Raw genomic sequence first — 24,054 nt, 5'->3', positions numbered from 1 at the left:
GGAGAGCCACCTGTGAAGGCCGTCTTCGAGCACGAGAAGCTGGAGGCGTACCAACTTATCCTGCAATTCCTGGCCTGGGCCGAGGCCCTGGGCGACGAGGTGAGGCCGGAGAAACACGAGAGGATGCGCCACGTCTGGGACCACCTGGACCGCATGGCCCTGTCGGCTCTCTACCACATCGCCCAGGGCAATGGCAAACGCCTCCAGCCGGCGCGGCTGAGGGCGTTCGAGGACTCCCACAGCGCTCTCTCCGAGTGCGCCGCGGCCCTGGATGCCGTCGTCAGCAAGCGAGGGTGCGCGCCCGACCGCGTGGTGGAAGGCAAGGACCTCCTGGCGCGCGCCAACGCATCGCTGGACCGGCTGCTCGACCGGTTTGGGGGGCTCGACGGTGTGCGCGAGCCCGAGGCGGAGTATGGGACCCCGGCAAACAGGCTGAGCGCCGACGGGGAGGATGCGGCTCTCCCTCAGTGAGGCAGGCTTGTGCGTCATTCGCTCTGGGTAGTCTTCGCCCTTCTTGCCTGCGCGGCCACCGTGTGGGTGTCGGCTCTGATGAGCAACCCCACGCTGGTGGACCCCGGGGAGCAGGTGCGCCAGATCGCGGATTACCAGGCCGCCGCCGCTGCGGTGGACGAGGGGCGCCTGCGGGACACGATCGCCTCGCTCGCCGCCCTCGGTTCACGGGTGACCGGCTACCCAGGTGCCCGCGAGGCGGCCCGTTGGGTTGCGGCAGCCCTTCGCGAGATCGGGCTCGAGGATGTGCGAGAGGAGAGCTTCGGCGTCGCCGTGCCGATGGACCGTGGGGCCACGCTGGCGCTGGACGGGCGCGCGACGCCCATTCCGCTCGCCTGCCTGTGGCCAAACCTGGTCCGCACGTCCACGCTCCCGCCCGAGGGGGTCGAAGGGCCGCTCATCTACGCAGGGCGAGCGCAGCCGCGGGACTTCGACGGCAAGCCGGTGGAGGGCGCCATCGTGCTCCTGGAGTTCAACTGCCAGACCGACTGGCTGAACGCCTTCCTCCTCGGCGCGAAGGCGGTGATCTTCGTGGAGCCCGAATCCCCGTGGCGCCCGGAGGCGGAAGCCAAGTTCCTCACCGTGCCTGCCGACCTGCCCCGCTTCTGGATCGGCCGGTCCGACGGCCAGGCCCTCGTCAAGACCCTGGAGGCCGCCGCCATCCCCCGGCGCGCGAGGCTCACGGGGCGAATGGACTGGGCGGAGGGCGAGGCCGTGAACGTTCTCGCCACGCTGCCGGGCACCGACCCCGCGTGCCAGGACGCGATCGTGGTGAGCGCGCACTACGACTCGATGTCGGTCGTGCCCGCCCAGTCGCCGGGGGCCGAGCAGGCGTGTTCAATGGCCGCCTTGTTGGAGCTGGCCCGAACACTCGTGCGGCATCCGCTGCCGCGCAAGGTGGTGTTTCTAGCCACTGCCGGCCACGGTCAGGCGATGGCGGGCATGCGGCACTTCCTCCGCCGTCACGTGCTGGCCGAAGGCCAACCGCTGCGCCTGGCCGCCCTGGTGGCCCTCGACCTTTCGAGCCACAGCCGGCGCGTGGGGCTATTCTACAAAGCCCACTACATTGACCAGGGCGGGCGGCTCCAGCCCTGGTTCTCGCATCTTGGCCGCGCCTGGGAACGCTGGGCGGCCGAAGCCTGTCGGGGCCTCGGCCGCGAGCCCGGCTCGGCGTTCGCCGACTGCATCAACTCGGCTCAGGGCAAGAACTGGCAGACGCACTTGCCCACGCCGCTGGCCCTCGAGGGCGAGCTGGCCACCCTGGCCGGACAGGTCGGCCTCACCTTTGCCACCACCGATGATGCCCGCTTCGTGGTGGACACGCCGCTCGACACGCCGGACCGCGTGGTGTTCGACAATCTCGCGGCCCAAGTGCGGCTGCTGTGCTGCACCGTGCCCAACTTCCTGAACACACGGGGCGCCTTCATCCGCAAGCTGCCGGACAGCTATTGGACACGCCTCGAGGCCCGGGCCGTGGAGTTCAACTTCCAGAAGGACTACTTGCCCAACGAGCCGCTGCCTGGGGCGCTCATCGTGGTGCAGGAGCCTGTGCCGAAGAAGTCGCTGTGCGGCGTGCGCGGCGAGCCGATTCTGCTGGCGGATGAGCACGGACGGGCCGTCTTCGAGGGGCCGCCCGAGCGGCGTGCGGTCGGCTCCTGGCGCGCCACCCTCGCCCTCGGAGCCTTCGTGCTCGACCCCGACACGGGCGGGATTCGCTACGCGCCCGACCTGGGCCCCGAGGGGGCGCGCAACTACCCGCTCACCGTCGAGATGAATGCTCCGGTGCGCCAGGCGCCCATCGTGTGCTTTCCCGCACGGGCCCTCACCTTCTTCGATCTCGCCGACCAGCGCTACTACGTGCCGTTCGACACGATCCAGGTGCTCGATGCGGGCACCAACTCGTCGCCCATCAACTACGGCTACCTGCTGCCGCGCAATCCGGCGTGGATGTCGAGTTCGGAGACGTGCGCGGTGGTGTTCGCCAAGCCCGGCACGCGCCTGCGCATTCTGATGGGGGCAGGGCCGGCCGGCAAGCGGCTGCTGCTGCTCAACGGCACGGCGGAGAAGCCGCTGGGCACGGGCTTCGTCGTGGGTGAGCAGGGCGGCGCGATCCCGTTCACGCCGCTGCGCGCCGCGCGCGACATGTGGCTGCTCGACGACCACCGCGCCCGAAGCTTCAGCGAGCACGGGCTCGAGAACCCGCGTGTCAGGCAACTCCACGCCCGAGCCGCCGCGCGTCTGGCGGCTGCCGACGAGGCGCTGGGCGAGCGGCGTTACTCGCGCTTCCTCGCCGAGGCCCGCGCCGCCTGGGCGCTCGAGGCCCGCATCTATCCCGAGGTGCTGGGCACGGCCAACGATGTGGTCAAGGGCCTCGTCTTCTATCTCGCGCTCGTGCTGCCGTTCGCGTTCTTCATCGAGCGGCTGCTGCTGAGCGCGAGGACCACGGTCGGGCGCATCGCGGGCACCACGGGAGCGTTCGTCCTGGTGTTTCTGCTGCTCGCGGTCTTTCACCCGGCGTTCCGCGTGGCCATTTCGCCGCTCATGGTGCTCCTGGCCTTCGTGATCCTCACCCTCTCGGTCGTGGTGATCACGCTCGTGGTGCGGCGGTTCGAGGAACTGATGGCCGAGCGGCGCGCCGCGGCGAGCGGTGTGCACGCGGCCGACGTGAGCCGCATGAGCGCGGCCCTGACGGCCTTCTTCCTGGGCATCGGGCACCTGCGCAAGCGCCCCATCCGCACCACGCTCACGTCCATCACCATCGTGCTGCTCGCCTTCTCGGTGCTCTCGCTCGCCGCGGTGGTGCAATTCCTCAAACAAACGGTCATCCCGTACGCCGAGCAGGGCGCCCGCTACGAGGGGCTGCTGTTGCGCGGCAGGCAGTGGCAGGCGATCAAGACTCTGGCGGTGGAGGCCCTGCGCAACGAGTTCGGCGCGCGCGTGGTTCCCAGGGCATGGTATTACTCGGCCCTGGTAGGCGAGCAGTCGTCTGTCGCCCTCACGGGCGGCCGCGAGCGCAAGACGATCTACCTCACCGCGCTCGTGGGCCTCACGGAGGCGGAGCAGGAGGTGACACGCCCGCAGGAAGCCTTGGTGGCCGGCCGTTGGCTGCGGGCGGGCGCGGATGAAGCCGTGCTGGCCGGCGAGACTGTGGCTGCCCTCGGCCTGACGCCGGAGACGGCTCTGGGCACGACGCTCGAGTGTTTCGGCCGTCCGCTCGCGCTCGTGGGGGTGTTCGACAGCCGGAAGCTGAACGGGGTGGCCGACCTCGATCGCGAGCCGCTCACGCCCGTGGACTACGTGCGCATGGCCCAGCGGCGCCGCGAGAAGGGGCCGCCCGACGAGGACGTGGTGGAGGAGTACGTGCACCTGGCGGCCGAGAGCGTGGCCATCGTGTCGTACGACTTCCTCGTCCGCTCGGGCGGCGAGGTGCGGAGCATTGTCATCCGGGGCGAGGGGGAGGCCCAGGTGACCGAGAACCTGGGCGACCTGATGCCCCGCACCGAACTCACGCTGTTCGCGGGCAGGGAAGGGCGCACCGACCTCTACAGCACCCGCGGCGCGAGCAGCATCGTGGGCGCCGGCTCGCTGCTCGTGCCCACGCTGCTCGCGGCGCTGATCGTGTTCAACACCATGCTTGGCTCGATCTACGAGCGAACGAGGGAGATCGGCGTGCTCTCCTCGATCGGTCTGGCGCCCAAGCACATCGGCTCGCTGTTCCTGGCCGAGAGCGTGGTGCACGCCGTGGTGGGCACGGTGATCGGCTACCTGCTGGGGCAGGGGGTGTCGCGCATCATCCACGCCTACGGCCTGCTGCCGGGCCTCCAACTCAACTACTCGTCCACGGCCACCATGCTGCTATCGCTCTTCATCATGGCCGTGGTCGTAGGCTCGAGCCTCTACCCGGCCGTGCAGGCGCGGCGCATCGCGGTGCCCACCATCGAGCTGCGCTGGCAATTGCCCGAGGCGGTGAACGACGAGGTGAGGCTGGAACTGCCGTTCACGGTGAGCGAGGCCACGGCCCTGGGGATGAACGGCTACCTCGAGGAGTACTTCCAGGCGCACACCGAGGCGGCTCTCGGAGGCTTCGCGTCGGAGGATGTGCAGCTTGCCGCCACGGGCGAGGCGCCGCGTCGGGGGCTGCGGCTCTCGATGACGGCGTGGCTCGCGCCCTTCGACGTGGGGGTGAGCCAACGGGTCGAGGTGCAAAGCCGCCCGTTGCCGGGCGAGGGTTTCTATGATATTCTCCTGTGCCTTCGACGCCTCAGCGGCGATGAGGGCTCGTGGCGGCGCCTCAACCGCCAGTTCACCGATCTGATTCGCAAGCAGTTCCTCATCTGGCGCGTGCTGCGGCCCGAGATGCGCCAGGTGTATGAGGGCAAGGTTCGCGCGCGGTTCGAGGCCGAGATAGGGCAGGGCAATGGCTGAGGCTCCAGACGCCAAGCGCCAGATCGAGGTTCCGTACGAGGAGGGCTTCAGCCTCCGCACGGTGCTCGGCGCGGTGTTCGTGGGCCTTGTGATGATGCCTGGCTCGATCTACATGGGTTTGATCGCCGGGCAAACGCTCGGCCCCGCCGCCGAGTGGGTCACGATCATCCTGTTCACCGAGGTCGCACGCCGCTCGTTCATCACCCTGCGCCGGCAAGAGGTCTACATCCTCTACTACGTGGCCGGCGGCCTCGCGGCCGCCGTGGTGGCGGCCAACCTGGCCGGCGGGCCGTTCACGGGCTTCATCTGGAACCAGTTCCTCGTTCGGTCGTCTCCGGCCGAAGGCATGGGGATCGCGCAAGGCATCCCGCGGTGGGCCGTGCCGGCGCCCGATTCGCCCGCGCTCGCCAACCGGCTCCTGTTCCACCGCGACTGGATGATTCCCATCCTCCTCGTGCTCGTCGGCCAGGTGCTCGGGCGGATGAACTGGTTCGGGATGGGCTACCTGCTGTTCCGCCTGACGAGCGACGCCGAGCGGCTGCCCTTCCCGCTGGCGCCCATCACGGCCGAGGGCGCCACCGCCCTGGCCGAGACGACCACCAAGGAGGGCTCGTGGCGCTGGCCCGTCTTCTCCACCGGCTCGATGATCGGCATCGTGTTCGGCAGCATCTACGTCGGCATCCCCGCGCTCACGGGCCTCATCCTCGACAAGCCGCTCGAGATTCTTCCAATCCCCTTCGCCGACCTCACGGCCAACGCGCACGGCGTGCTGCCGGCGGCCCTGGCCGGGATCAGCTTCGACCTGGGCATCTTCCTGTTCGCCATGGTGCTGCCGTTTCCCATGGTCGTGGGCATCTTCACCAGCACCCTGCTCACCTCGGTCGTCGCCAATCCCATCCTCTACAAGGCCGGGTTGCTGCCCGGCTGGCAGCCGGGGATGAACCTGCTCCTGACGAAGTTCCGCACGGACATGGACTTCTGGATGAGCATCGGCATCGGCACCGCCCTGGCCGTCGCTGTGCTGGGCATCGTGCGCTGCATTCGCTCGGGCGCGTTCCGCCTCCGCGGCGCCCTGCCGCGACCCGAGGGGAGAGGGGACTTCCCTCTCTGGGTCGCCCTTCTCATCTATGCCGCGGCCACGTCGTGCTACGTGGTGCTGTGCCATGTCCTTGTGCCGCGGTTCCCGCTCTGGATGCTCATCTTCTTCGGGTTTGTGTGGACGCCGCTGAACTCCTACATCTCGGCCCGGATGATCGGGCTGACCGGCTCGCCCGTGGCCTTTCCGTTCCTTCGCGAGACCAGCTTCATCCTGGCGAGATACCAGGGCGTGGACATCTGGTTCGCGCCCCTCCCGCTGGCCGACTACGGGGGGGTGGCATCGCTCTTCCGCGTGCTTGACCTCACGCGCACCAAGATCACGAGCCTGCTCAAGGCCGAGCTGGTGATCATCCCTGTCAGCCTCGTGTGCAGCTTCCTGTTCTGGTCATTCTTCTGGTACCTCGAGGAGATTCCGTCGTCTACGTACCCCTTCACGGCGAGGATGTGGCCGTTCTTCGCGCGGAACCAGTGCCTGTTCATGACGGCCACGTCGAGCGGCACCCAGTGGCTGCTCCAGGCGATCAAGCCCGGGCTGATCGTCACGGGGTTTGGCGCAGGGCTGGCTCTCTACGCGGCCGTTGGCGCGCTGGGGCTGCCCGCGCTGTTCTTCTACGGCCTCATCGGCGGCATCGCGGGCTGGCCGAACGCCGCGGTCCCGATGTTCATCGGGGCCTGCATCGGGCGCTACGTGATCGCGCGGCGCCTGGGTGCGGAGAAGTGGCGCCGCTACGTGCCCGTGCTGTGCGCCGGCTACGCTTGTGGCGTGGGGCTCATCGGCATGCTTGCCGTGGGCATCAGCATCATCACCCGCGCGGTCTCGGGCCTGCCGTTCTGAGTCGCTTGACACGGTTCAGCGCTCGGGCTAGGATCGCGTGCAAGTAAGGCCGCACGAACCTGCCCCTGGGAAGGAGAACGCCGTGGCCGCGTCCAACGCGCGTCCGCCTGCCTCGCAAGCCTCGCCAGCCGCTGGCCAGCCCGCGAGGCCGGCTGGGCCTTTCCGTGCCGTCCTGCGGCAGAGGCTCTTTGAGACGGTGCTGCCGCTCCTGGCGCTCGTGTGCGTGGTGGGGGGCTGGGCGAGTGTGGCGCCCGGCCGGATGGGGCAGTGGGGCGCCGTGAAGACGGTCATCTTCTCGATCCCGTTTGTGCTGGCCCTCGTGCTGGTGGGCATCTTCGCGCACGCTCTGGGGGCCTGGCGCCGCATCCGCCGCGACTGGGTGCGCAACAACCCCGACGACCCGACGTGCAAGAACCTCCTGATGGTCTACGACCTCAGCCGCAAGGCGCTCTACTTCCCGACCATCGTCACGTCGGTCGTCATGTCGGTGCTCATGTTCCTCAAGCAGCGCTGGGGCCTGCTGGGGGACGTCGAGCCCACGCTTCTCGGGGGCATCTGGCTGGGGGTGTTCTTCGTGAACTTCCTGGTCGAGGAATACGACATTGACCTGCGGGCGCTGATCATCACGGTGGTGGTGCTGGCCGGCGCCTTCATGTGGGTGGCGGTGATGAATTGGATTCCCGAGTTCTTCCGGTTCTTCGAGCGGTTCGGCATCGCGATTGATGCGGCTGGGTATGCGCTGATTGCCTCGGTGTTCATCCTTGCCATCCTGTATTCGGTCTTCAAGGGCACGTTCCACTACGTAGAGATCACGCCGAACTACCTCAACATCCAGATGGGCCTGGCCGAGACGGGCGAGCAGTTGAGCCGCGAGCAGTATTCCACGCGCATCGAGGCCGAGGACCTGATCGAGCGGCTGCTGGGCTTCGGGCGCCTGATCATCACGTTCCGCGACACGCGGCGCGCGCCGATGGTCTTCCTCGTGCATGGCGTGGGCCGCAAGGCCGCCCAACTCGAAGGCATTCGCGGCACCTACCTCGTGGACCAGCAGGACCCTACCCGGGGCGCTTGAGCGGGCCCCAGGGCCGGCGACAGGGCGCCTCGTCGGCGAGGCGTCAGGCCGCGGTTGACAGCATCCCGACGCTATGGTATCCATTGTGGCCTGATTCGTCGCTCACTTCCCCTCAGGAGCAGCCTGCATGGCCAAGATCGCGTTCATCGGGGCGGGGAGCCTCGGCTTCTCGCGGCGGCTGATGATTGACCTGCTGAACTGCCCGGCGCTGCGCGACACCGAGTTCGCGCTGATGGACGTGGATGCGGTGCGCCTGGGCTACATGGACCGCATCGCGTCGCGGATCATCGGGGAGATGAACGTTCCCGCCAGGCATTTCGTCACGACCAACCGGCGCAAGGCGCTCGAGGGCGCCGACTTCGTCATCACCATGATCCTGGTGGCCGGCATTGACGTGTTCCAGCACGACATCAACGTCCCGCTGAAGTACGGCGTGGACCAGTGCATCGGCGACTCCTACGGCGTGGGAGGCGTGTTCCGCGCGCTCCGCACCATTCCCGTGATGGCCGACATCGCGCGCGACATGGCCGACCTGTGCCCCGACGCGCTGCTGCTCAACTACACCAACCCGATGTCCATGCTCATGTGGGGCGTGAACGCCGCCGTGCCGGACCTCCAGACCGTCGGCCTGTGCCACAGCGTGCAGGGCACGGCCCACCAGATCGCCCGCTGGATCGGCGTGCCGCCCGAGGAGGTGGACTACTGGGTCGCCGGCATCAACCACCAGGCCTGGTTCCTCGAGCTGACCCGGAAGGGCAAGGACCTCTACCCCCGGCTGCGCAAGGTGCTCGACAACCCCGAGGTGGTGCAGAAGGAAACCTGTCGGTTCGAGCTCTTCCGCCACTTCGGCTACTTCGTCACCGAATCGAGCGGCCACAACTCCGAGTACATCCCCTGGATTCGCAAGCGCCCCGAACTGATCGAGAAGTACTGCCCCGGCGGCGGCTGGAACGGCGGCACCGCCTTCATCCTCGAGCTCTACGGCGCGAACCGCAAAGACTACAAGAAGGGCCTCGCCCGCATGGCCGAGGGCAAGGACCCCATCAACTACAACCGCAGCCACGAGTACGGCTCGTACATCATTGACGCGGTGACCACGGGCCAGACCTTCCGCTTCAACGGCAACGTGCCCAACGACGGCCTCATCACCAACCTGCTGCCCGGCTGCTGCGTGGAGGTGCCATGCTACGCGGACCGCCACGGCGTGAACCCCGCGTTCGTGGGGGACCTGCCGGCGCAACTGGCGGCCATCAACCAGGCGCACGTGGCCGTGTGCGAGCTCACCGTGCAGGCGGCCCTCACGGGCGACCGCGACGCCGTGTACCAGGCCTGCGCGCTCGACCCGCTCACCGGCGCCGTGTGCTCGCTCGACGAGGTGCGCTCGATGTGCGATGAGCTGTTCGAGGCCAGCGCCGCGTGGCTCCCCACGTTCAAGGCGCGCCGCAAAGCAAGGCAGACGCGGCGCGGCCGAAAGTGATCACGCGTTGGCACGGGTGATCGGCGGTGCCCCCGGATTAGGAGCCTTGCGCTCCGGCATTGGCGCGAGCGCGGGTGCAGAACGCAGGCGGTTCGACGGCATTCCGTGTCTTCGCGCCAGTTGGGGCTGACCGTGCCCGTTCTCCACGCGGGCGGCAGCGGAACTCCCGAGGCTACCGGCGGGTGAGCATCTGTGCGGCCCCGGCGGCGCGGTAGTAGGCGGTGGTCTTGTCGAAGGCTTCGGCTGCGGCTCCGCGTAGGACCAGGGGGCGTGGGGCGAGGAGGCCCAGGGCGTCGGGGATGTCGAGGACGCGCATCACGCTCAGGAAGTAGGGGCCGTCGTCGTGGGTGGCGGGCGGCTCGAGGCAGACGGCCTCCGCGAGCCGCTCGTCGAAGAGGGCGGCGTAGGCGCCGAGGATGCCTGCCTGGCCCTTGCCGGCGATCTTCCACGTGGTGCCGGGGCGCTCCGCACAGCGAAGAAATGCCAGAATATCCCACAGGCGCCCGCTGTCCAGCGTGCGGCCGAGGAGGGCCATCGAGCGGCGGAAGTAGTAGGGCTGCTTGAGCGTCGTCTCGGTGGGGCCGACGCCGCGGGGGGCGAGGACGACGCAGGCGTCGTTGCCGACAACGTCGGCGGCCCATTCAGGCAGGGCGTCGTCCTTGTCGCCCTCGTTGAGAATGAGGAGCCAGCAGACCCTTGATCCCTGTTTCGCGGGGAGGTAACGATAGGCGGTCTCGAGCGGCGGCTCGCTGACGAGGGCGCCGGCGGAGGGCGCGTCGCCGAGCTGGATAGGATTCGCGGGGAGTTCTTTCGGCCAGGCGCGGAAACTGGTGTCGTGAAGCTCGGCGAGCAGCCTGCCGCGCAGGGCGGCCAGAGCCTGCGGCGAGGTGGGCACGGCCACAGTCGCCACGGGCACGAACTGGCGATCTATCGTCGGGTTGATCGCGTCGGCGGGCAGGTCGTCGGGGAACGCCCGGAGTTCCTTGCCCTCGATGGTCGGGTACGTTTCGGGCTCGGTGACGGACGCGGCGTCGCCCTTGAGGAAGCGGTTGAACCAGCCGAAGGCGGCGATGCGGAGGGGGGGCCCGTCCTTGTGCGGGCCGGGGGTGACGAAGGCGTCCACGTGCCCGGGCTGGCCGAGCAGGGCGTAGAGCTTGCGCAGGCGCTCGATGGTGCGCTCGTTGCCGGGCATCGGGAAGATGGTGTCGGCGTCGGAGTTGGTGAACAGCAGGGGCCTGGGGGCGGCGAGGCCCAGGATGCGCGTCCAGGGCCACTGATAGGTGTTGTAGAGGAACATGCAGTCGCAATGGCCGTTGATGACAGGGGGGTTGAGGTAGTCCTCGAGGTCGCTTATGCCGCTGACGGGGATGGCGGCCTTGACGCGGTCGTCGGCGGCTGTGACCCAGGCGGTGTAGGCCCCGCCGCCCGAGCGGCCGGTGACGCCGAGGCGCGTGGGGTCTACCTCGGGCCGCGTCTCGAGGTAGTCGAGGGCGCGGATGCAGTTCCAGCACTCGACGCCCGCGGGCGTGTAGCCGCGGGAGTGCCACCACCAGCGGTTCTCGCGGTAGGTGCCGTGGTGGATGCTGGCGATCTCGCCGAGCATCAGGCTGTCAATCATCAGGCAGACGTAGCCGTGGGTGGCGAGCCAGATGCCGTGGGGCTGATAGGCGGTCTTGTTGCCGTCGCGGCCCTTGTTGGCGTGGCCGCAGCCGTAGAGCACGGCGGGGAGCCTGCCCTCGGGCTTCTTCGGGCGGTAGAGGTTGGCCGTGACGTAGAGGCCGGGGCGGCTCTGGAAATGGAGCTTCTCGACCACGTAGCCCTCGCCCTCCACGATGCCCGTGACCACGGGGTTGAGGGGCGTGCGTTCGGGCAGGGGCCACAGGCCGAGCATCCAGAGGAGTTGGCGGCGATACTCGTCGCGCCGCTGCCGCCACGCCTTCGCCGACGCCAGGTCGTCGGCGAAGGCCGCGTCGAGCCGCAGGGCCTCCTGGCGGATGTAGGCTTCGAGCACCTTGTCGCCCGGCTTGTCGGCCGGCTTGGGCGTTTCGGCGGCGTCGCTCATGGCGGCTCCCAGCAGAAGCAATGTGGCGATGGCGGCGGACCTGGGCATCACGCATCCTCCTGAAACGGGGGCAGATGCAGCCTGCCATTATGGCGGCGCCGCGGGCCGAAAGCAAGCCGCTGTCGTGCGGGCGGAACAGGGCGCGGACTGGGGGAGTTTGCCGAAGACCTACCACTTCGGCCGCGAATCAGTCGGCAGTGGCCGGAAACATGTTGCGTCGGCCAGGGCCTCAAGCGTAGCCGCAAGCGGTGGTCTTCGACAGGCGAGACGCTTGTCGCTACACGGAAGAAGGCAGACTGATTCGCAGCCGGAGTAGTAAGTATCGTATGCATATGTACATGGGGCGATGCGCCAAGCCGACGAAAATCTTTTCCAACAGATTTGGGGGGTATTGGCATTGTACTTATGGGAGGGAGAAGCCGCGCGAAGCCCAGACATGGACACAGCCGCTGCCGGCGCAAACAGCGTGAGAAGCGGGCCGTGCGTGACCGCACCCAGCGCCTTCAAGTCCTGGGCTGCTCACCCTGGCGGTCCGGTGTGCGGACTGCGGTGGCCCGGCCAAGGTCGTCCACCACGAGACCTACGACGACGCGTGTTTCCTCGTCTCCCTTTGCCACCGCTGCCACATGGGCCGCCACTATCGCGTCTGGCGCAAGACGGGCGGCGGCCCGGTGCGCTATCCGCACGAGTACGAAGAGGCCGAGGGTGGGCAGTAGAGCGGGGCCAACAGGCACGGGGCGGGGCGTGGAAGAACGATGCCAGGTGTCATGCCCCCTGTCGCCTCCCGCGGGTTGAGGACCCGCGGGAGGTTGAGCGGGCAGTCGAACCTGACGTTGAGTGACGCGGCGTGCCGCCTGCACGCAGAGCCTTCAGCGGCCTGCGCTCACCGGCGCAGGAAGAGCCAGAGGTTGCCCCCCGATGCCGGCCTTCCGCTATAGAAGTTGCCCACCAGGAGGTCGAGCTTGCCGTCGTTATTCCAGTCGGTGACCTCGACGCGGCAACGATAGCCCGCCTGGAAGCCATCGCCGCGGAGACCCAGGTCCTCGCCCGCGGCCAGCCTGGGGGCGGCGGCGGTGCCGACGTTGCGGTAGAAGAGGACCTTCGCCTCCTCGGTGCCGACCAGGAGGTCCTTCTTCCCATCGCCATCCCAGTCCACCACGTAGGGCGACGGGCGCAGGGGGAAGCTCTTCTCTGGGCACTCGAGCTTCACTGGCGCCTGGAGCCGAGGCTCGGAGGGCGTGCCCGCATTCTTGTAGAAGACGATGGTGTTGTTGTGGCCGACCAGCAGGTCCTTGAGCCCGTCGCCGTCCCAGTCGGCCATGTGAATCTTCGAGTAGACCTCGGCGAGGGGATGGCTGCCCGCGATGGTCTTGTCTACGACCATCTTTCCGTCGAGCATCTTGTAGGTCTGGCGGCTGGCCGCGATCGGTTTGCCGTCGGCCTCCACAAGTTTGCCGGCAGCGAGGACGGGTTGCTCCTTCGTGCCAATGTTGAGGAACAGGGTCACGTTGCCCGCGGAGTCGCCTGCCAGGAGATCGAGCTTGCCGTCGCTGTTCCAATCCACGCCTTGTGGATAGGCGCCGATGCATCACCCGGAGGGGAGGGAGATTTCGGCCCCGCCGGCCTGGAGGGTGGAGAAGTCCTTGAAGACAGGGGCCGCATCCGTGCCCTGGTTCAGGTAGAGGCGGATCTTGCCGCCCTGGAAGAGGCCCACGATCAGGTCCTTCTTCCCGTCGGCGTTCCAGTCGAGGACGCAGGGCACGAGGTGGCCGATGGGGGCGTCAATCGGCTTGCCATCGGCCTCGAGTTTGACGCCCGGCGCCATGGCCGCCGTGGCTGCAACGCACAGCGCCGCGAGCAGCATGAGCACGACTGCACCGGTTCGCATGGCCATCTCTCCTGCGTTCGCTGGGTCTAGGGTCGGGGCCGCCGGCAGCAACCTTGGGTTCCATTGTGGCGTGCCTGAGGCGGCTTGTCAAGCGCGCGGTTGCCACTCGGGCATGGGGGCGACACTGAGGAACGACCGGCGCGCGCAGGCGCTGCGGCGGGTGCCCACTGAACGGTGTCCATGGTGTCCATCTTGTCCAGGCTGTTCGGCACGACTTCATGGGTCTGGCGTGGTCGGCGGGAGGGGATTGCGATGTCTGGAGCTGTTGAACGCAGATCGCTTGTGTGGCAACCTCCCGCGGGTTCGCAACCCGCGGGAGGCTCCAGACTGTGGGCGGGGCCTCCGTGCCCCGCGCCTTCCGTGGGCATGTTCGCGGGGGACAGAGCCCCCGCCCACAGACCTACAGTTGACGGCAACCCGAACGCTCGGTCGTTCGGGTTGCCCCGAAGAGGAAGAGGCCGGGGAACGGCCAGGAAGCCCGTCCCCACGCAGAGCGTAGGGACGAGGAAAAGGAGCAGAGCGGAGGCAGGAGGAGAAGGAGACATCCAACCTCCCGCGGGTTCGAAACCCGCGGGAGGTTGGGCGCGGGAGGTCAGGCGGTCAGACGAACTTGACGTTGAGCATGTGCACGGAGCACGAGATGCAGGGGTCGTAGGTGCGGACGAGCATCTCGAGGGCGTGGGTGATCTCGGGCTGCGGCTTGTCTATGATCTGGGGCGCGAGCACGCGAATGTCGTCCTCGATGCTGCCGTGGTTCTCGGTGGTGGGCACGATGCAGTTGGCGGCGGTGATGATGCCCTTGTCGTCGTAGGTGTAGTCGTGGATGAGGAGGCCGCGCGGGGCCTCGCACACGCCGACGCCCCGGCCGGCGCGGGGCTTCACCTGCGGCGGCTCGTGCTTCCAGCCGGTGTCGAGCAGCTCGGCGATGAGGCGCTTGGCCTCGTAGTAGCAGTGGACGGTTTCGATGAGCTGGGCGACGTTGTTGTAGAAGGGCTTGTGGACGACGGGCTTGAAGCCGACGGCCTTGACGATGGCCTGGGCCTCCTTGTTGAGCTGGGCCGCGTTGTTGTTGCAACGGGCGAGCGAGCCGACGGCGAAGGAGGAGCGCTGGGAGGAGGTCCACTTGGCCGTCGAGTGCTCGACGATGCGCTCCTTGATCACGCTCTTGTAGTCGCGGTGGTCGGTGACTTTGCCGGTGTCGGTGCTCTTGATGTCGCCGCGGTAGAGGGCGAACTCGTCGGGGTGGGTGAGCGAGATGAACTCGGTCTCGCGCTCGAAGTCGAGCATGTACTTCGGGAAGAGGGGCAGGACGCTGACGATCGTGTCCACCATCATCTTGATGTCGGCCTCGCGGGCGTCCACGTACTTCTGGAGCTCGCGCATCTGCTTGACGGTGGGCAGGGAGCTGAAGCCGCCGGGCACGAGGGAGACGGGGTGGAGCTTGCGGCCGCAGATGACGTCGGAGATGTAGTTGCCCATCTTCTTGAGGCGGAGGGCCATCTTGACGGCTTCGGGGTGGGTGGCGGCGAGGGGCAGGACGCTGGGAGCCTTGAAGGCGTCGGGGGCGACGAGGAACATGAGGTGGAGCACGTGGCTCTCGAGCATTTCGCCGTGGTAGTTGAGGGTGCGGAACTTGAGGTCCTGGTCGCTGAGGGTGAGGCCGAAGGCTTCCTCGGTGGCGCGCACGGAGGTGGAGGCGTGGGCGACGGCGCAGATGCCGCAGATGCGCGAGCCGAGGTAGGAGGCGTCGCGCCAGGAGCGGCCGCGGAACATGGCTTCGAAGAAGCGGGGGGCCTCGGTGACTGCCCACTTGAGGTCCACGATCTGGCCGTTCTTGGCGTTGAGGATGACGTCGCCGTGGCCCTCGATGCGGGTGACCTCGTGGATGTGGATGTTCACGGTGCTCATGGGTCTGCTGTCTCCGGGTCGGTGGTCTTGAATGGACCAGATGGACGGAATGGACTGGGGTGGATGGTTGTGCCCTCTACTTGGTCTTGGGGGCTTCGGCCTCTTCGGCATAGGTCTGGAAGAGGCGGAATTCACGAAGCACGTCGTCCACGCTCAGGCCGGCGTCGGCCAGCACGTCCATAGCCGCGTTGCGGTTGGGCTCCTCGATGAGGCCGCGGCAGCCGATGCAGCGGGCGCCCACGGTGGGGCAGGGCTGGTCGCAGCCGGCGCGGGTGATCACGCCGAGGCAGAAGTCGCCTTTGTGGAAGAGGCACAGGTTTTCGGCCAGCTTGCAGTCCACGCACACGGGATAGCGGGCGAAGCGCGGGGGGCGGCCCTGCAAGAGCGCCTTGGTGAGTTCCAGAATCTCCTTCTTCGAGGCCGGGCAGCCGTGGAGATTGAAGTCCACCTTCACCACTTCGCCGACGGACTTGGTGGGGTAGGTGTCGAGGGCCGGGAGGTTCCACTTGTCGCCGTAGACGCATTTGCGGACGTCTTCGAGCGGCTGCGTGTTCTTGATGCGGTTGACGCCGCCGGTGGTGGCGCAGGCGCCGAAGGCGACGATGAACTTGGCGCGCTTGCGGATCTTCTTGAGCTTGGCCTCATCGGCGGGGCGGGTGATGGAGCCCTCGATGAAGGCGACGTCGTAGTCGTCGCTGTGGTTGTCAATCGCCTCGCGGAACTCCACGATGTCCACGTGGGGCACGATGTCGAGGATCTCGTCCTCGAGGTTGAGGAACTGGAGCTGGCAGCCCTCACAACTGGCGAAGCTGAAGAAGGCAAGGCGGGGTTTTGCCATGGTCAGATGCCCTCTCTGAGTTTCTTGACCTGCTCGTAGGTGAAGACGGGGCCTTCCTTGCAGACGTAGACGTTGCGGATCTGGCAGTGGCCGCACCAGCCGAGGCCGCATTTCATGCGCCGCTCGAGCGAGCAGATGCAGCGGTTCTCGGGGATGCCGTTGGCCAGGGCCTCGAGGACGGCGAACTTGAACATGATGGGGGGCCCGATGATGACGGCCAGGGTGTTGGCCGCGTTGAGCTTGATCTTGCGGAAGAGCGTGGTGATGACGCCTACGTTGCCCTTCCAGCCCTCGGCCGGACGGTCCACGGTCACGTGCGCGTCCACGTCGGGGCGGGAGAGCCACTCCTGGATGTCCTGGGTGAAGAGCAGGTCGCCGGGGGTGCGGGCGCCGACCAGGATGGTCACCTTCCCGTAGTCCTGGCGCTTGTCGAGCACGTACTGGATGAGCGAACGGGCCGGCGCGAGGCCGAGACCGCCGGCGACGAAGAGGAAGTCCTTGCCCTTGTGCGCGGAGGCGTCGAAGCCGTTGCCGAACGGGCCTCGGATGCCGATGGTGTCGCCGACGCCGAGCTTGTGCATGGCGTTGGTGACCGAGCCGACGGCGCGGACGCACAGCTCGAACGACTGCTCGCGCGTGGGCGAGGAGCACACCGAGATGGGGGCCTCGCCGATGCCGAAGACGGTCACCTGCACGAAGCTCATCGGCGGGTGGGCCAGGGGGCGACCGTCCTGGGGCACGATGCGGAACCACTTCTCCTTGGCGGTGAACTGCTCGGCGGCCACGATGCGCGCCAGCCGGGGCATGAACGGAGTCACGGCCGGGATGGCGGCGACGTCAGTCTGTGCAGCAGGGGTGCTCATGGTTAGCGGCTCCCGGCTATCTGGTTATAAAGTTCGACACTGCTGATCTTTGCGACGCACACGCGGTCGCAACGGCCACATCCCACGCAGCCCATGCGGCCGTGGTCTTCGAGGATGTACTTGCCCTTGCGGAAGAAGCGATGGCGGAGGCGGTCGCTGCGGCGGTGCCGGAAGTTCTCGCCGCCCGCCACCTCGGCGAAGTCCACGAGCTGGCAAGAGTCCCAGCGCCGCTCGCGCGACACGGTCGCAAGGTCGAGGGCGAGCGTGTCCTGCACGTCGAAACAGTAGCAGGTGGGGCAGGTCGTGTTGCACGAGCCGCACGAGAAGCAACGGCGACCGATCGCCTCCCAGATCAGGCTGTCGTAGCTCTCGTCGAGGATCTCGGGCAGGTACTTCACGTCGAGCGGCAGCTTGTGACGGAATGCCTTGGCCTTCTGGTCCTCGACCTCCTGGCGGGCGGCGAAGTCGGCGGCGCCGGCCGGGACGGCGGCCTTGGTGGCGCCATCGAGCAGTTGCTTGCCGCTGAGCGTCAGCACCTCCACGAAGTACCGGTCGCCGAGGTCCGTGAGGAACAGGTCGGCCCCGTCGCGGCGGCTCAAGGACCCCATGTCCAGGCAGAACTGGTACTCATCGCAAGGCTTGTTGCAGTCGAGGCCGATGATGACCGCACGGTCGCGACGCGACAGGTAGTTCGGGTTGCCCGGCTTCGCCTCGAAGACGGCGTCGAGGAGCCAGGTGGCCGCCATGTCGCAGGGGTGCATGCCGAGGATGAGGCGCCGCTTGGCAGGGGGCACGACGGGCTCCAACTGCACCGCGTCGCCCATCCGGTAGCGCAGGAGCGTCTCGTACTGAGGGAAGAAGTACTTCTTCGGGCTCAGCAGCGTGATCGGGTAGTCCATCCTCAGGTCATCCACCCGCTCGATCTCATCGAAGACGAACTTGTTTTCCTTCGCGACGGGTCCGGCCACGGCGTTCCCGTGCATCAGGGCTTCGACGAAGCCCTTGAAGTCCCGCTTGTTCAGAACCCTGGGCAGCATCAGGCGTCTCCAAAGACGGAAAGGCGTTGGGTCGTGGATCGGGTCTCAGTTCGCCCCTGCGCTCTTGGACAGGAGTTCGTTCACACGCTTCAGGAGTTCGTCGGGCTCGATCGGCTTCGTGACGAACTGCTCCACGGGCAGGTAGTCCTCGTCACTGGTGGGGGAGAACTTGAAGCCGGTCTTCTGCTCGATCGCCGTGAGCATGAGGACGGGGAGGTCTCGGAGCTTAGGGTCGTGGCGGATCTCGTAGGCGACGTGGAAGCCCTCGGTCTCGGTGGTCATCATGACGTCGAGGATCAGGAGGTCCGGCTTGCTCGCACGCAGTTTCCGCAGACACTCCTGGCCGTTGGGCGCCGTGTCCACCTCGAAACCGGAGGCCTCGAGGACGGTCTTGAGCGCCTCGACGATGTCGGGGTCATCGTCGGTGAGCAGGATTCGCTTCTTGCCCGCGTTGCCCATGCGGAACTCCTATGTGATGGGGGGGCACAAACCGCACGTGAAAAATATCACAAGTAATATACACCAAACCATGCCCCACTTCGCGCTGAATTATAGCGCCCGCGCACCGAGAACGCAAGCGAAATTCCGGGAAAATCTCCCCCGCGACGCGGCATGGGGGCGGACCCTAATCCCCCCAGTGCTTGATCCGGTCCATGTACTCGTTCCGCTCGTAGGTGTCTGAGCCGCCGGCCGGAATGCACGGGCGCGTCGTCGTGTGGCACCGGATGCAGTTCTCTACCGAGGGCTTGGGCCTCAGCAGGGGCGTGCGGTGCGCGGCGAGGCGGTCTTTGAGGGCGATCCCGAGGTGGCGCCGCGAGCCGCCGTGGCAGGACTCGCAGCCGACGCCCTTGAGGGTGTCCTGGCGTACGACCTTGGGGGGGGCGGGAAGTTCCTTATCCTTGCCCTTGGCCTCCTTCGCGTCCTTGGCCTTCTCGGGCTCTTCGGGCTCTGCGGGTCGGTCGGGGTCGAAGCCGCCCGGCATCTGGTGGCCCGTTGCATGGCACGCCAGACAGTCGGGGTCCTTGTGGCTGCCCTTCTGGAGCAGCGTGACGTAGGCTCCTGCGTGCGCAGTGGCCTGCCACGCATAGAACTCCTTGATGTGGCAGAGCTTGCAGACGTCGGAGCCCACGAACGAGCTTGTGCAGGGCATTTTGGGGTCCTGGTTCGACCCCGGCACGGGCTTGCCGCTCAGGGCGCTTGTGAACTCCGAGATGGGTCCGAGCAAGTCGGGGTCAGGGGGCACCGTGTGGTCCAGGATGGCGATGCGTCCCCGGATGGTCGGAGTGGCGCCGATTGCGAAGGCGCCGTCGAGGCGGGCCACGGTGCAGCCCTGATCGCCGAGGTAACACACGAGGCTGCCGGGAGAGGCGCGCGGGCCCGCTACCTCGCACACGGCCGAGGTGACGGGGCTGGCGCCACCGAGGAACAGGTGCACCTCGGGATGCTTGCGCGCCAGCTCGTAGATCTCCTCGGGAGGCAGGTAGGCGAGGACCACGATGACGTCGGCTTCAGACTTCACGCTGCTCAGCACGCTGCCGAGCTCGGCGGCCGGGTTCTTCAGCCGCACCCCCTTGCCGGTGTGGAGCGGCAAGATGTCCTCGCGCAGCACCCCGATGAAGGCGATGCGAAGCCCCGCGCGCTGGACGATATGGTGCGTGGGGAAGATCGGGGCGCCCGAGTCCGCGCGCACCAGGTTGGCCGAGATGAGCTTGAACTTGCGGTCGCGGCTGAGCATGCGCAGCTCATCGAGCGACTGCGCCGCCTCGTGCTCACCGCAATTCACGACGTCGTAGCCCAGGCGGTCGAGGGCGCTGAACGTGAAGGCATTCACCGACTCGGCGGCGTCGTGCCGCACGATGGTGCTGTTGCCGGCGTCCACCAGGATGCGCTGGGGGGCCTCCTTGGTCCACCGGGAGTACAGCGTGGCCATGCGCGCGACTCCGCCGAGTTCCCCCTCCTCGCACTTGTAGGGGGCCAGACGGCCCTGGATATCGCAGCTCAGGAAGAACGAGACTCGGATGGCCTGGCCCGGGCGCACTACGGGGCGGTAACCCCCGGCGCCGCCCGCTGTGCCCGAGCCGCTCCTGCCGAGCAGCGACCAGAGGAGAGCCACGATCCCCGCGGTGCCCGCCAGGATGACGAACACCCCGATGGCGATCCGGAGGAAGCGTAGCCGACGTTTCTTGCGGGACTTGACCTTGCCCATACAGGCTCACCTCAATGGCAGCAACACTAGAGCAATGCCTGAACGGAAGTGAAGACCGCGACCTCGACGATATCGGTGGCCGAGCAGCCGCGCGAGAGGTCGTTGGCGGGCTTCGCGAGCCCCTGCAAGAGGGGGCCATAGGCGCGGGCGCCCGCCAGGCGCTGCACGAGCTTGTAGCCGATGTTGCCGGCCTCCAGGTCGGGGAAGATGAGGACGTTGGCCCGGCCGGCCACGGGGCTGCCGGGGCACTTCGTGGCGGCCACCTCGGGCACGAGGGCCGCGTCGGCCTGCAACTCGCCGTCGGCGATGAGCGAGGGCGCGCGCTCGCGCACCAGGCGGGTGGCAGCCACCACCTTGCTCACCTGGGGCCCCCGGGCGCTTCCCTTGGTGGAGTACGAGAGCATCGCCACGCGCGGCTCCTCGCCGGTCACGCGCGTGAAGCTCTCGGCCGAGGCGAGCGCGATATCGGCGAGCTGCTCAGCCGTGGGGTCGGGCACCAGTCCCGCATCGGCGAAGACGAGGCAGCCGCCCGGCACGTAGGGCGAGCCGTCGAGAACCATGAGGAAGAAGCTCGATACGGTGCGGGCGCCCGGCTTGGGCCCGATGACCTGAAGGTAGGTGCGCCCCACGTCGGCGCTCGAGCTGATGCTCCCCGCGACCACGCCGTCGGCCTCGTCCAGGCGCACCATCATGGCGCCGTAGGCGAGTGGCTTGGCCATGGCGGCGCGCGCGTCGGCGAGCGTCACCCCCTTGTGCTGGCGCAAGGCGTGATACGCGGCGGCATAACGCTCGAACTGCGCGGCGTCCGCGGGATCGTGGAGCTCGCAGGCGGCCAGGTCCAGACCGCGGGCAGCGGCGGCGCGTCCCAGCGTCTCGGGGTCTCCGAGCAGCACGGGGCGGGCCAGGCCCTGGCGCGCCAGCTCAGCGGCGGCCTCCAGCACACGGGGGTCTTGGGCTTCCGGCAGGACGATGCGCCGGGGGTGGGTTCGGGCGATGGCCTCCAGGCGGGCCATGGGGTTCACGAAGGGGCTCCTTGCCGGGTCACCTTGTAGGTGCGGCGGTCGAGTTGGTATTTCTTGAGCTTCTCGTACACGCTGCGCTCCGAAAGGCCGGCCTGCTGGGCCGTCTTGCGGATGCTGCCTTGGTGGCGCTGGAGCGCTCTCTCCAGGTACGAGCGCTCGAGGCGCTCGACCAGCCGCTCGCGCAGTTCGTCGAGGGAAAGCTGGTCGTTGAAGTCGAACTCCGGGGCGGCCGGCGCGGGCTCGCCGTCGTCCAGGGCCAGATGCTCGGGCAGAAGGGCGTCGCCCTCGGCCAGGATCAGGGCGCGCTGGATCACGTGGTCGAGTTGGCGGATGTTTCCGGGCCACGAGTGGCGCAGGAGCTTGCGCATGGCGGGGCGCGACACGTCGCGCACCGCCGGATTGAGCGTCGGGCCGTAGCGGCGCATGAAGTGCTCGACCAGCAGGGGGATGTCGGCGGCACGCTCGCGCAACGGCGGCAGCACGATCGGCACCACGTTCACGCGATAGAAGAGGTCCTGCCGGAACGTGCCCTGCGCCACCGCCTCGGCCAGGTTCACGTGGGTGGCGGCGATGACGCGCACGTCGCACTGGCGCGTCTCGACGCCGCCGACGCGCTTGTACTCCATGGATTCGAGCACGCGCAGGAGCTTGACCTGCATGGCGGGCGGGATGTTGCCGATCTCGTCGAGCAGCAGCGAGCCGGTGTTGGCCACCTCGAAGATGCCGGGCTTGGCGGCGACCGCGCCGGTGAAGGCCCCCTGCTCGTGGCCGAACAACTCGCTCTCCAGCAGCGTCTCGGGGAAGGCCCCGCAGTTGATGGCCATGAACGGCTTGTCGCGGCGGGGCGACTTGTTGTGGATGGCCCTGGCCACCAGCTCCTTGCCCGTGCCGGTCTCGCCCGTGATGAGCACCGTGGCATCGGTGGCGGCCACGCGCGCGATCGTGCTGAAGATCTCGCGCATCTTGGGGTCCTGGCTGATCATGTTCTCGAAGCGGTGCTCGCCGGCAAGCTCCCAGCGCAACTGGGCCACCTCGTCGAGCAGCCGACGCTCGCTGAACACCTTGTCAATGACCAGGCAGAACTCCTCGGCCCGGAACGGTTTCGTGAGATAGTCGGTGGCCCCGAGCTTCATCGCCTCGATGGCCGTCTCGATCGAGCCGTGCGCCGTGATCACCACCACCGAGGTCTCGGGAAAGCGCTCGCGGACCTGGCGCAGCAGCTCGAGGCCGCTCATGTCCTGGAGCCGGATGTCCGCCACCAGGACCGAGTAATGGCCCTGGTCGAGCTCCTTGAGCGCTCCCTGGCCCGTCTGGTGCGCCACCGCCTCGCACCCGTGGTCGCGCAACACTTGCAGCAGATACTTGCAGATCACCGCTTCGTCGTCCACCACCAGCACGCGGCGGGTTGCCGCCGGCGGTGGAGCGCAAGGCGTGCTCTGTGTGGGTCGCCCCCCGTCGTGGCGCATAATGCTCCCTCTGGGCCGGTCCGCGCTCGGCAAGGCTGGCCTTTGCGCGCGCAGGCATTATCTACCATGTCCCGCGAAATGTCAAAGGCTCCGGCCGGGTGCGGGCAGGGATCGCAGGGGGGGGCTGATGCGAGAATCCCCGGAACACGGGTAGGCCCGCGGGAGAGGTAGACGCGAGCGTCCCGCTTGCGGCTACCTTCATCCCTTCGACAGGCGGGACGCCTGTCGCTACGGGAATCCGCAGCAGGAGCTGCCTACAGAAACGGCCCACACCCGGCTCCGGCCCGGGTCCAGCCCCTCACCGCCGCTTGACGCGGGCGAGCCTGTATGGCAAGCTGGTGCAGGCCGGTGAGTCGGATCCTGCGGCGCAGGGGCAAGGGCATGAGAGACATCCGCATCGCGGGCGCCCAATTCGAGGCGCGGGACGGCGACAAGGATTACAACTTCGGCCGCATCGAGGCGCTGGCGCAGCGCGCCGTGGAGCAGCGGGCCGAGATCGTGAGTTTCCACGAATGCTGCATCACCGGCTATACGTTCCTCCAGACCCAGTCGCGCGAGCAGCTCGAGGCCCTGGCCGAGCAGGTGCCCGACGGGCCGAGCACACAACGCCTGCTGGCCCTGAGCCGGCGCCTGGGGGTGCCGCTGCTGGCCGGCCTCCTCGAGCGGCACGAGGGCAAGCTCTACAACTGCTACGTGGCCGTGGCGCCCGAGGGCTTTGTGGCGAAGCACCGCAAGATTCACGCCTTCATCAACCCGAACCTCACGTGTGGCGACCAGTACACGGTGTTCGACCTGTGCGGCATCCGCTGCGGCATCCTCATCTGCTACGACAACAACCTCGTCGAGAACCCGCGCATCACAGCCCTGCTCGGGGCCGAGGTGATCTTCGCCCCGCACGTGACCTGCGGACTCGAGAGCCCCATGCCCGGACGCGGCAAGATCGACAAGCTCTTCTGGGAGAACCGGGACCGCGACCCCGTGCCCCTGCGGATGGAGTTCACGGGGCCGAAGGGCCGCGCCTGGCTGATGCGCTGGCTGCCCACGCGAGCCTATGAGAACGGGGTCTACTACGTCTTCACCAATGCCGTGGGGGTGGACTACGACACGATCAAGACGGGCAACACGATGATCATTGACCCCTTCGGCGAGATTCTGGCCGAGGCGCACGCCCTGGGCGAGGACGTGGTGGTGGCCCTCTGCACGCCCGAGAAGCTCAACCTGTCGAGCGGGCGGCGGTACCTGAAGGCGCGACGGCCGAACCTCTATGCCAAACTGGTGGAGCCGCTTCCCGAGGGGCAGAAGCCCGAGATCCTGCCGGGCTGGCGCCTGAAGCTGCCCCCCCGGTAG

General features: G+C 67.9%; 17 protein-coding genes. 6 read left to right on the top strand and 11 right to left on the bottom strand.

Annotated elements, in window-relative coordinates; translation table 11 throughout:
* Window positions 1-12 precede the first annotated feature (12 nt).
* The 5 genes from PLE19_07300 to PLE19_07280 all read left to right on the top strand — a co-directional run bounded on the left by PLE19_07300 (window position 13) and on the right by PLE19_07280 (window position 9,417).
* Window positions 13-471, top strand: coding sequence for a hypothetical protein (locus PLE19_07300; GenBank protein ID HPD14737.1), 459 nt, complete (start codon window positions 13-15; stop codon window positions 469-471).
* A 9-nt stretch (window positions 472-480) separates the two neighbouring features.
* A complete protein-coding gene (locus PLE19_07295) occupies window positions 481-4,935 on the top strand; it encodes a M28 family peptidase (protein HPD14736.1) in 4,455 nt (1,484 codons plus the stop codon).
* The gene (locus PLE19_07290; protein HPD14735.1) at window positions 4,928-6,868 is read left to right on the top strand and encodes a peptide transporter; all 1,941 of its coding nucleotides are present in this window, start codon (window positions 4,928-4,930) and stop codon (window positions 6,866-6,868) included. Before PLE19_07295 ends, PLE19_07290 begins: the two co-directional genes overlap by 8 nt.
* A gap of 196 nt (window positions 6,869-7,064) precedes the next feature.
* On the top strand, window positions 7,065-7,940 hold the full coding sequence (locus tag PLE19_07285) for a hypothetical protein (GenBank protein ID HPD14734.1): 876 nt from the start codon (window positions 7,065-7,067) through the stop codon (window positions 7,938-7,940).
* Between the two features lie 127 nt (window positions 7,941-8,067).
* Window positions 8,068-9,417: an alpha-glucosidase/alpha-galactosidase gene (locus PLE19_07280; protein HPD14733.1), complete on the top strand. Its 1,350-nt coding sequence runs from the start codon at window positions 8,068-8,070 to the stop codon at window positions 9,415-9,417.
* 172 nt (window positions 9,418-9,589) lie between these two features.
* Here PLE19_07280 and PLE19_07275 read toward each other — a convergent pair whose 3' ends face one another.
* The 11 genes from PLE19_07275 to PLE19_07225 form a co-directional block, all read right to left on the bottom strand.
* Complete coding sequence (locus PLE19_07275) at window positions 9,590-11,527, bottom strand: prolyl oligopeptidase family serine peptidase (protein HPD14732.1); 1,938 nt, start codon at window positions 11,525-11,527, stop codon at window positions 9,590-9,592.
* Window positions 11,528-12,362: 835 nt separating this feature from the next.
* Window positions 12,363-13,043, bottom strand: coding sequence for a VCBS repeat-containing protein (locus PLE19_07270; protein HPD14731.1), 681 nt, complete (start codon window positions 13,041-13,043; stop codon window positions 12,363-12,365).
* 24 nt (window positions 13,044-13,067) lie between these two features.
* Window positions 13,068-13,367 (bottom strand): hypothetical protein, encoded by a 300-nt coding sequence (locus PLE19_07265; protein HPD14730.1) that lies wholly within the window; start codon window positions 13,365-13,367, stop codon window positions 13,068-13,070.
* Window positions 13,368-13,967: 600 nt separating this feature from the next.
* Window positions 13,968-15,275 (bottom strand): Ni/Fe hydrogenase subunit alpha, encoded by a 1,308-nt coding sequence (locus PLE19_07260; GenBank protein HPD14729.1) that lies wholly within the window; start codon window positions 15,273-15,275, stop codon window positions 13,968-13,970.
* 76 nt (window positions 15,276-15,351) lie between these two features.
* Window positions 15,352-16,113, bottom strand: coding sequence for an NADH:ubiquinone oxidoreductase (locus PLE19_07255; protein HPD14728.1), 762 nt, complete (start codon window positions 16,111-16,113; stop codon window positions 15,352-15,354).
* A 2-nt stretch (window positions 16,114-16,115) separates the two neighbouring features.
* Window positions 16,116-16,976, bottom strand: a complete 861-nt coding sequence (locus tag PLE19_07250; protein ID HPD14727.1) for an FAD/NAD(P)-binding protein — start codon at window positions 16,974-16,976, stop codon at window positions 16,116-16,118.
* 2 nt (window positions 16,977-16,978) lie between these two features.
* Window positions 16,979-18,013 carry a 4Fe-4S dicluster domain-containing protein gene (locus PLE19_07245; GenBank protein HPD14726.1) on the bottom strand — a complete coding sequence of 345 codons (1,035 nt, stop codon included), beginning with the start codon at window positions 18,011-18,013 and terminating at the stop codon, window positions 16,979-16,981.
* Between the two features lie 45 nt (window positions 18,014-18,058).
* Entirely contained in the window at window positions 18,059-18,472 is a 414-nt protein-coding gene (locus PLE19_07240) for a response regulator transcription factor (protein ID HPD14725.1), read from the bottom strand.
* 166 nt (window positions 18,473-18,638) lie between these two features.
* Window positions 18,639-20,219 carry a multiheme c-type cytochrome gene (locus PLE19_07235; GenBank protein ID HPD14724.1) on the bottom strand — a complete coding sequence of 527 codons (1,581 nt, stop codon included), beginning with the start codon at window positions 20,217-20,219 and terminating at the stop codon, window positions 18,639-18,641.
* A 26-nt stretch (window positions 20,220-20,245) separates the two neighbouring features.
* Entirely contained in the window at window positions 20,246-21,232 is a 987-nt protein-coding gene (pta, locus tag PLE19_07230; protein ID HPD14723.1) for a phosphate acetyltransferase, read from the bottom strand.
* A 5-nt stretch (window positions 21,233-21,237) separates the two neighbouring features.
* Window positions 21,238-22,638, bottom strand: coding sequence for a sigma-54 dependent transcriptional regulator (locus PLE19_07225; GenBank protein HPD14722.1), 1,401 nt, complete (start codon window positions 22,636-22,638; stop codon window positions 21,238-21,240).
* Window positions 22,639-23,088: 450 nt separating this feature from the next.
* Here PLE19_07225 and PLE19_07220 point away from each other — a divergent pair, with 450 nt between their 5' ends.
* Window positions 23,089-24,054 carry a nitrilase family protein gene (locus PLE19_07220; protein ID HPD14721.1) on the top strand — a complete coding sequence of 322 codons (966 nt, stop codon included), beginning with the start codon at window positions 23,089-23,091 and terminating at the stop codon, window positions 24,052-24,054.

Source organism: Planctomycetota bacterium (genome assembly GCA_035384565.1).
GTDB lineage: Bacteria > Planctomycetota > PUPC01 > DSUN01 > DSUN01 > DAOOIT01.
The sequence above is the reverse complement of the archived record's forward strand: the minus strand, read 5'-3'. Positions and strand labels throughout refer to the sequence as shown.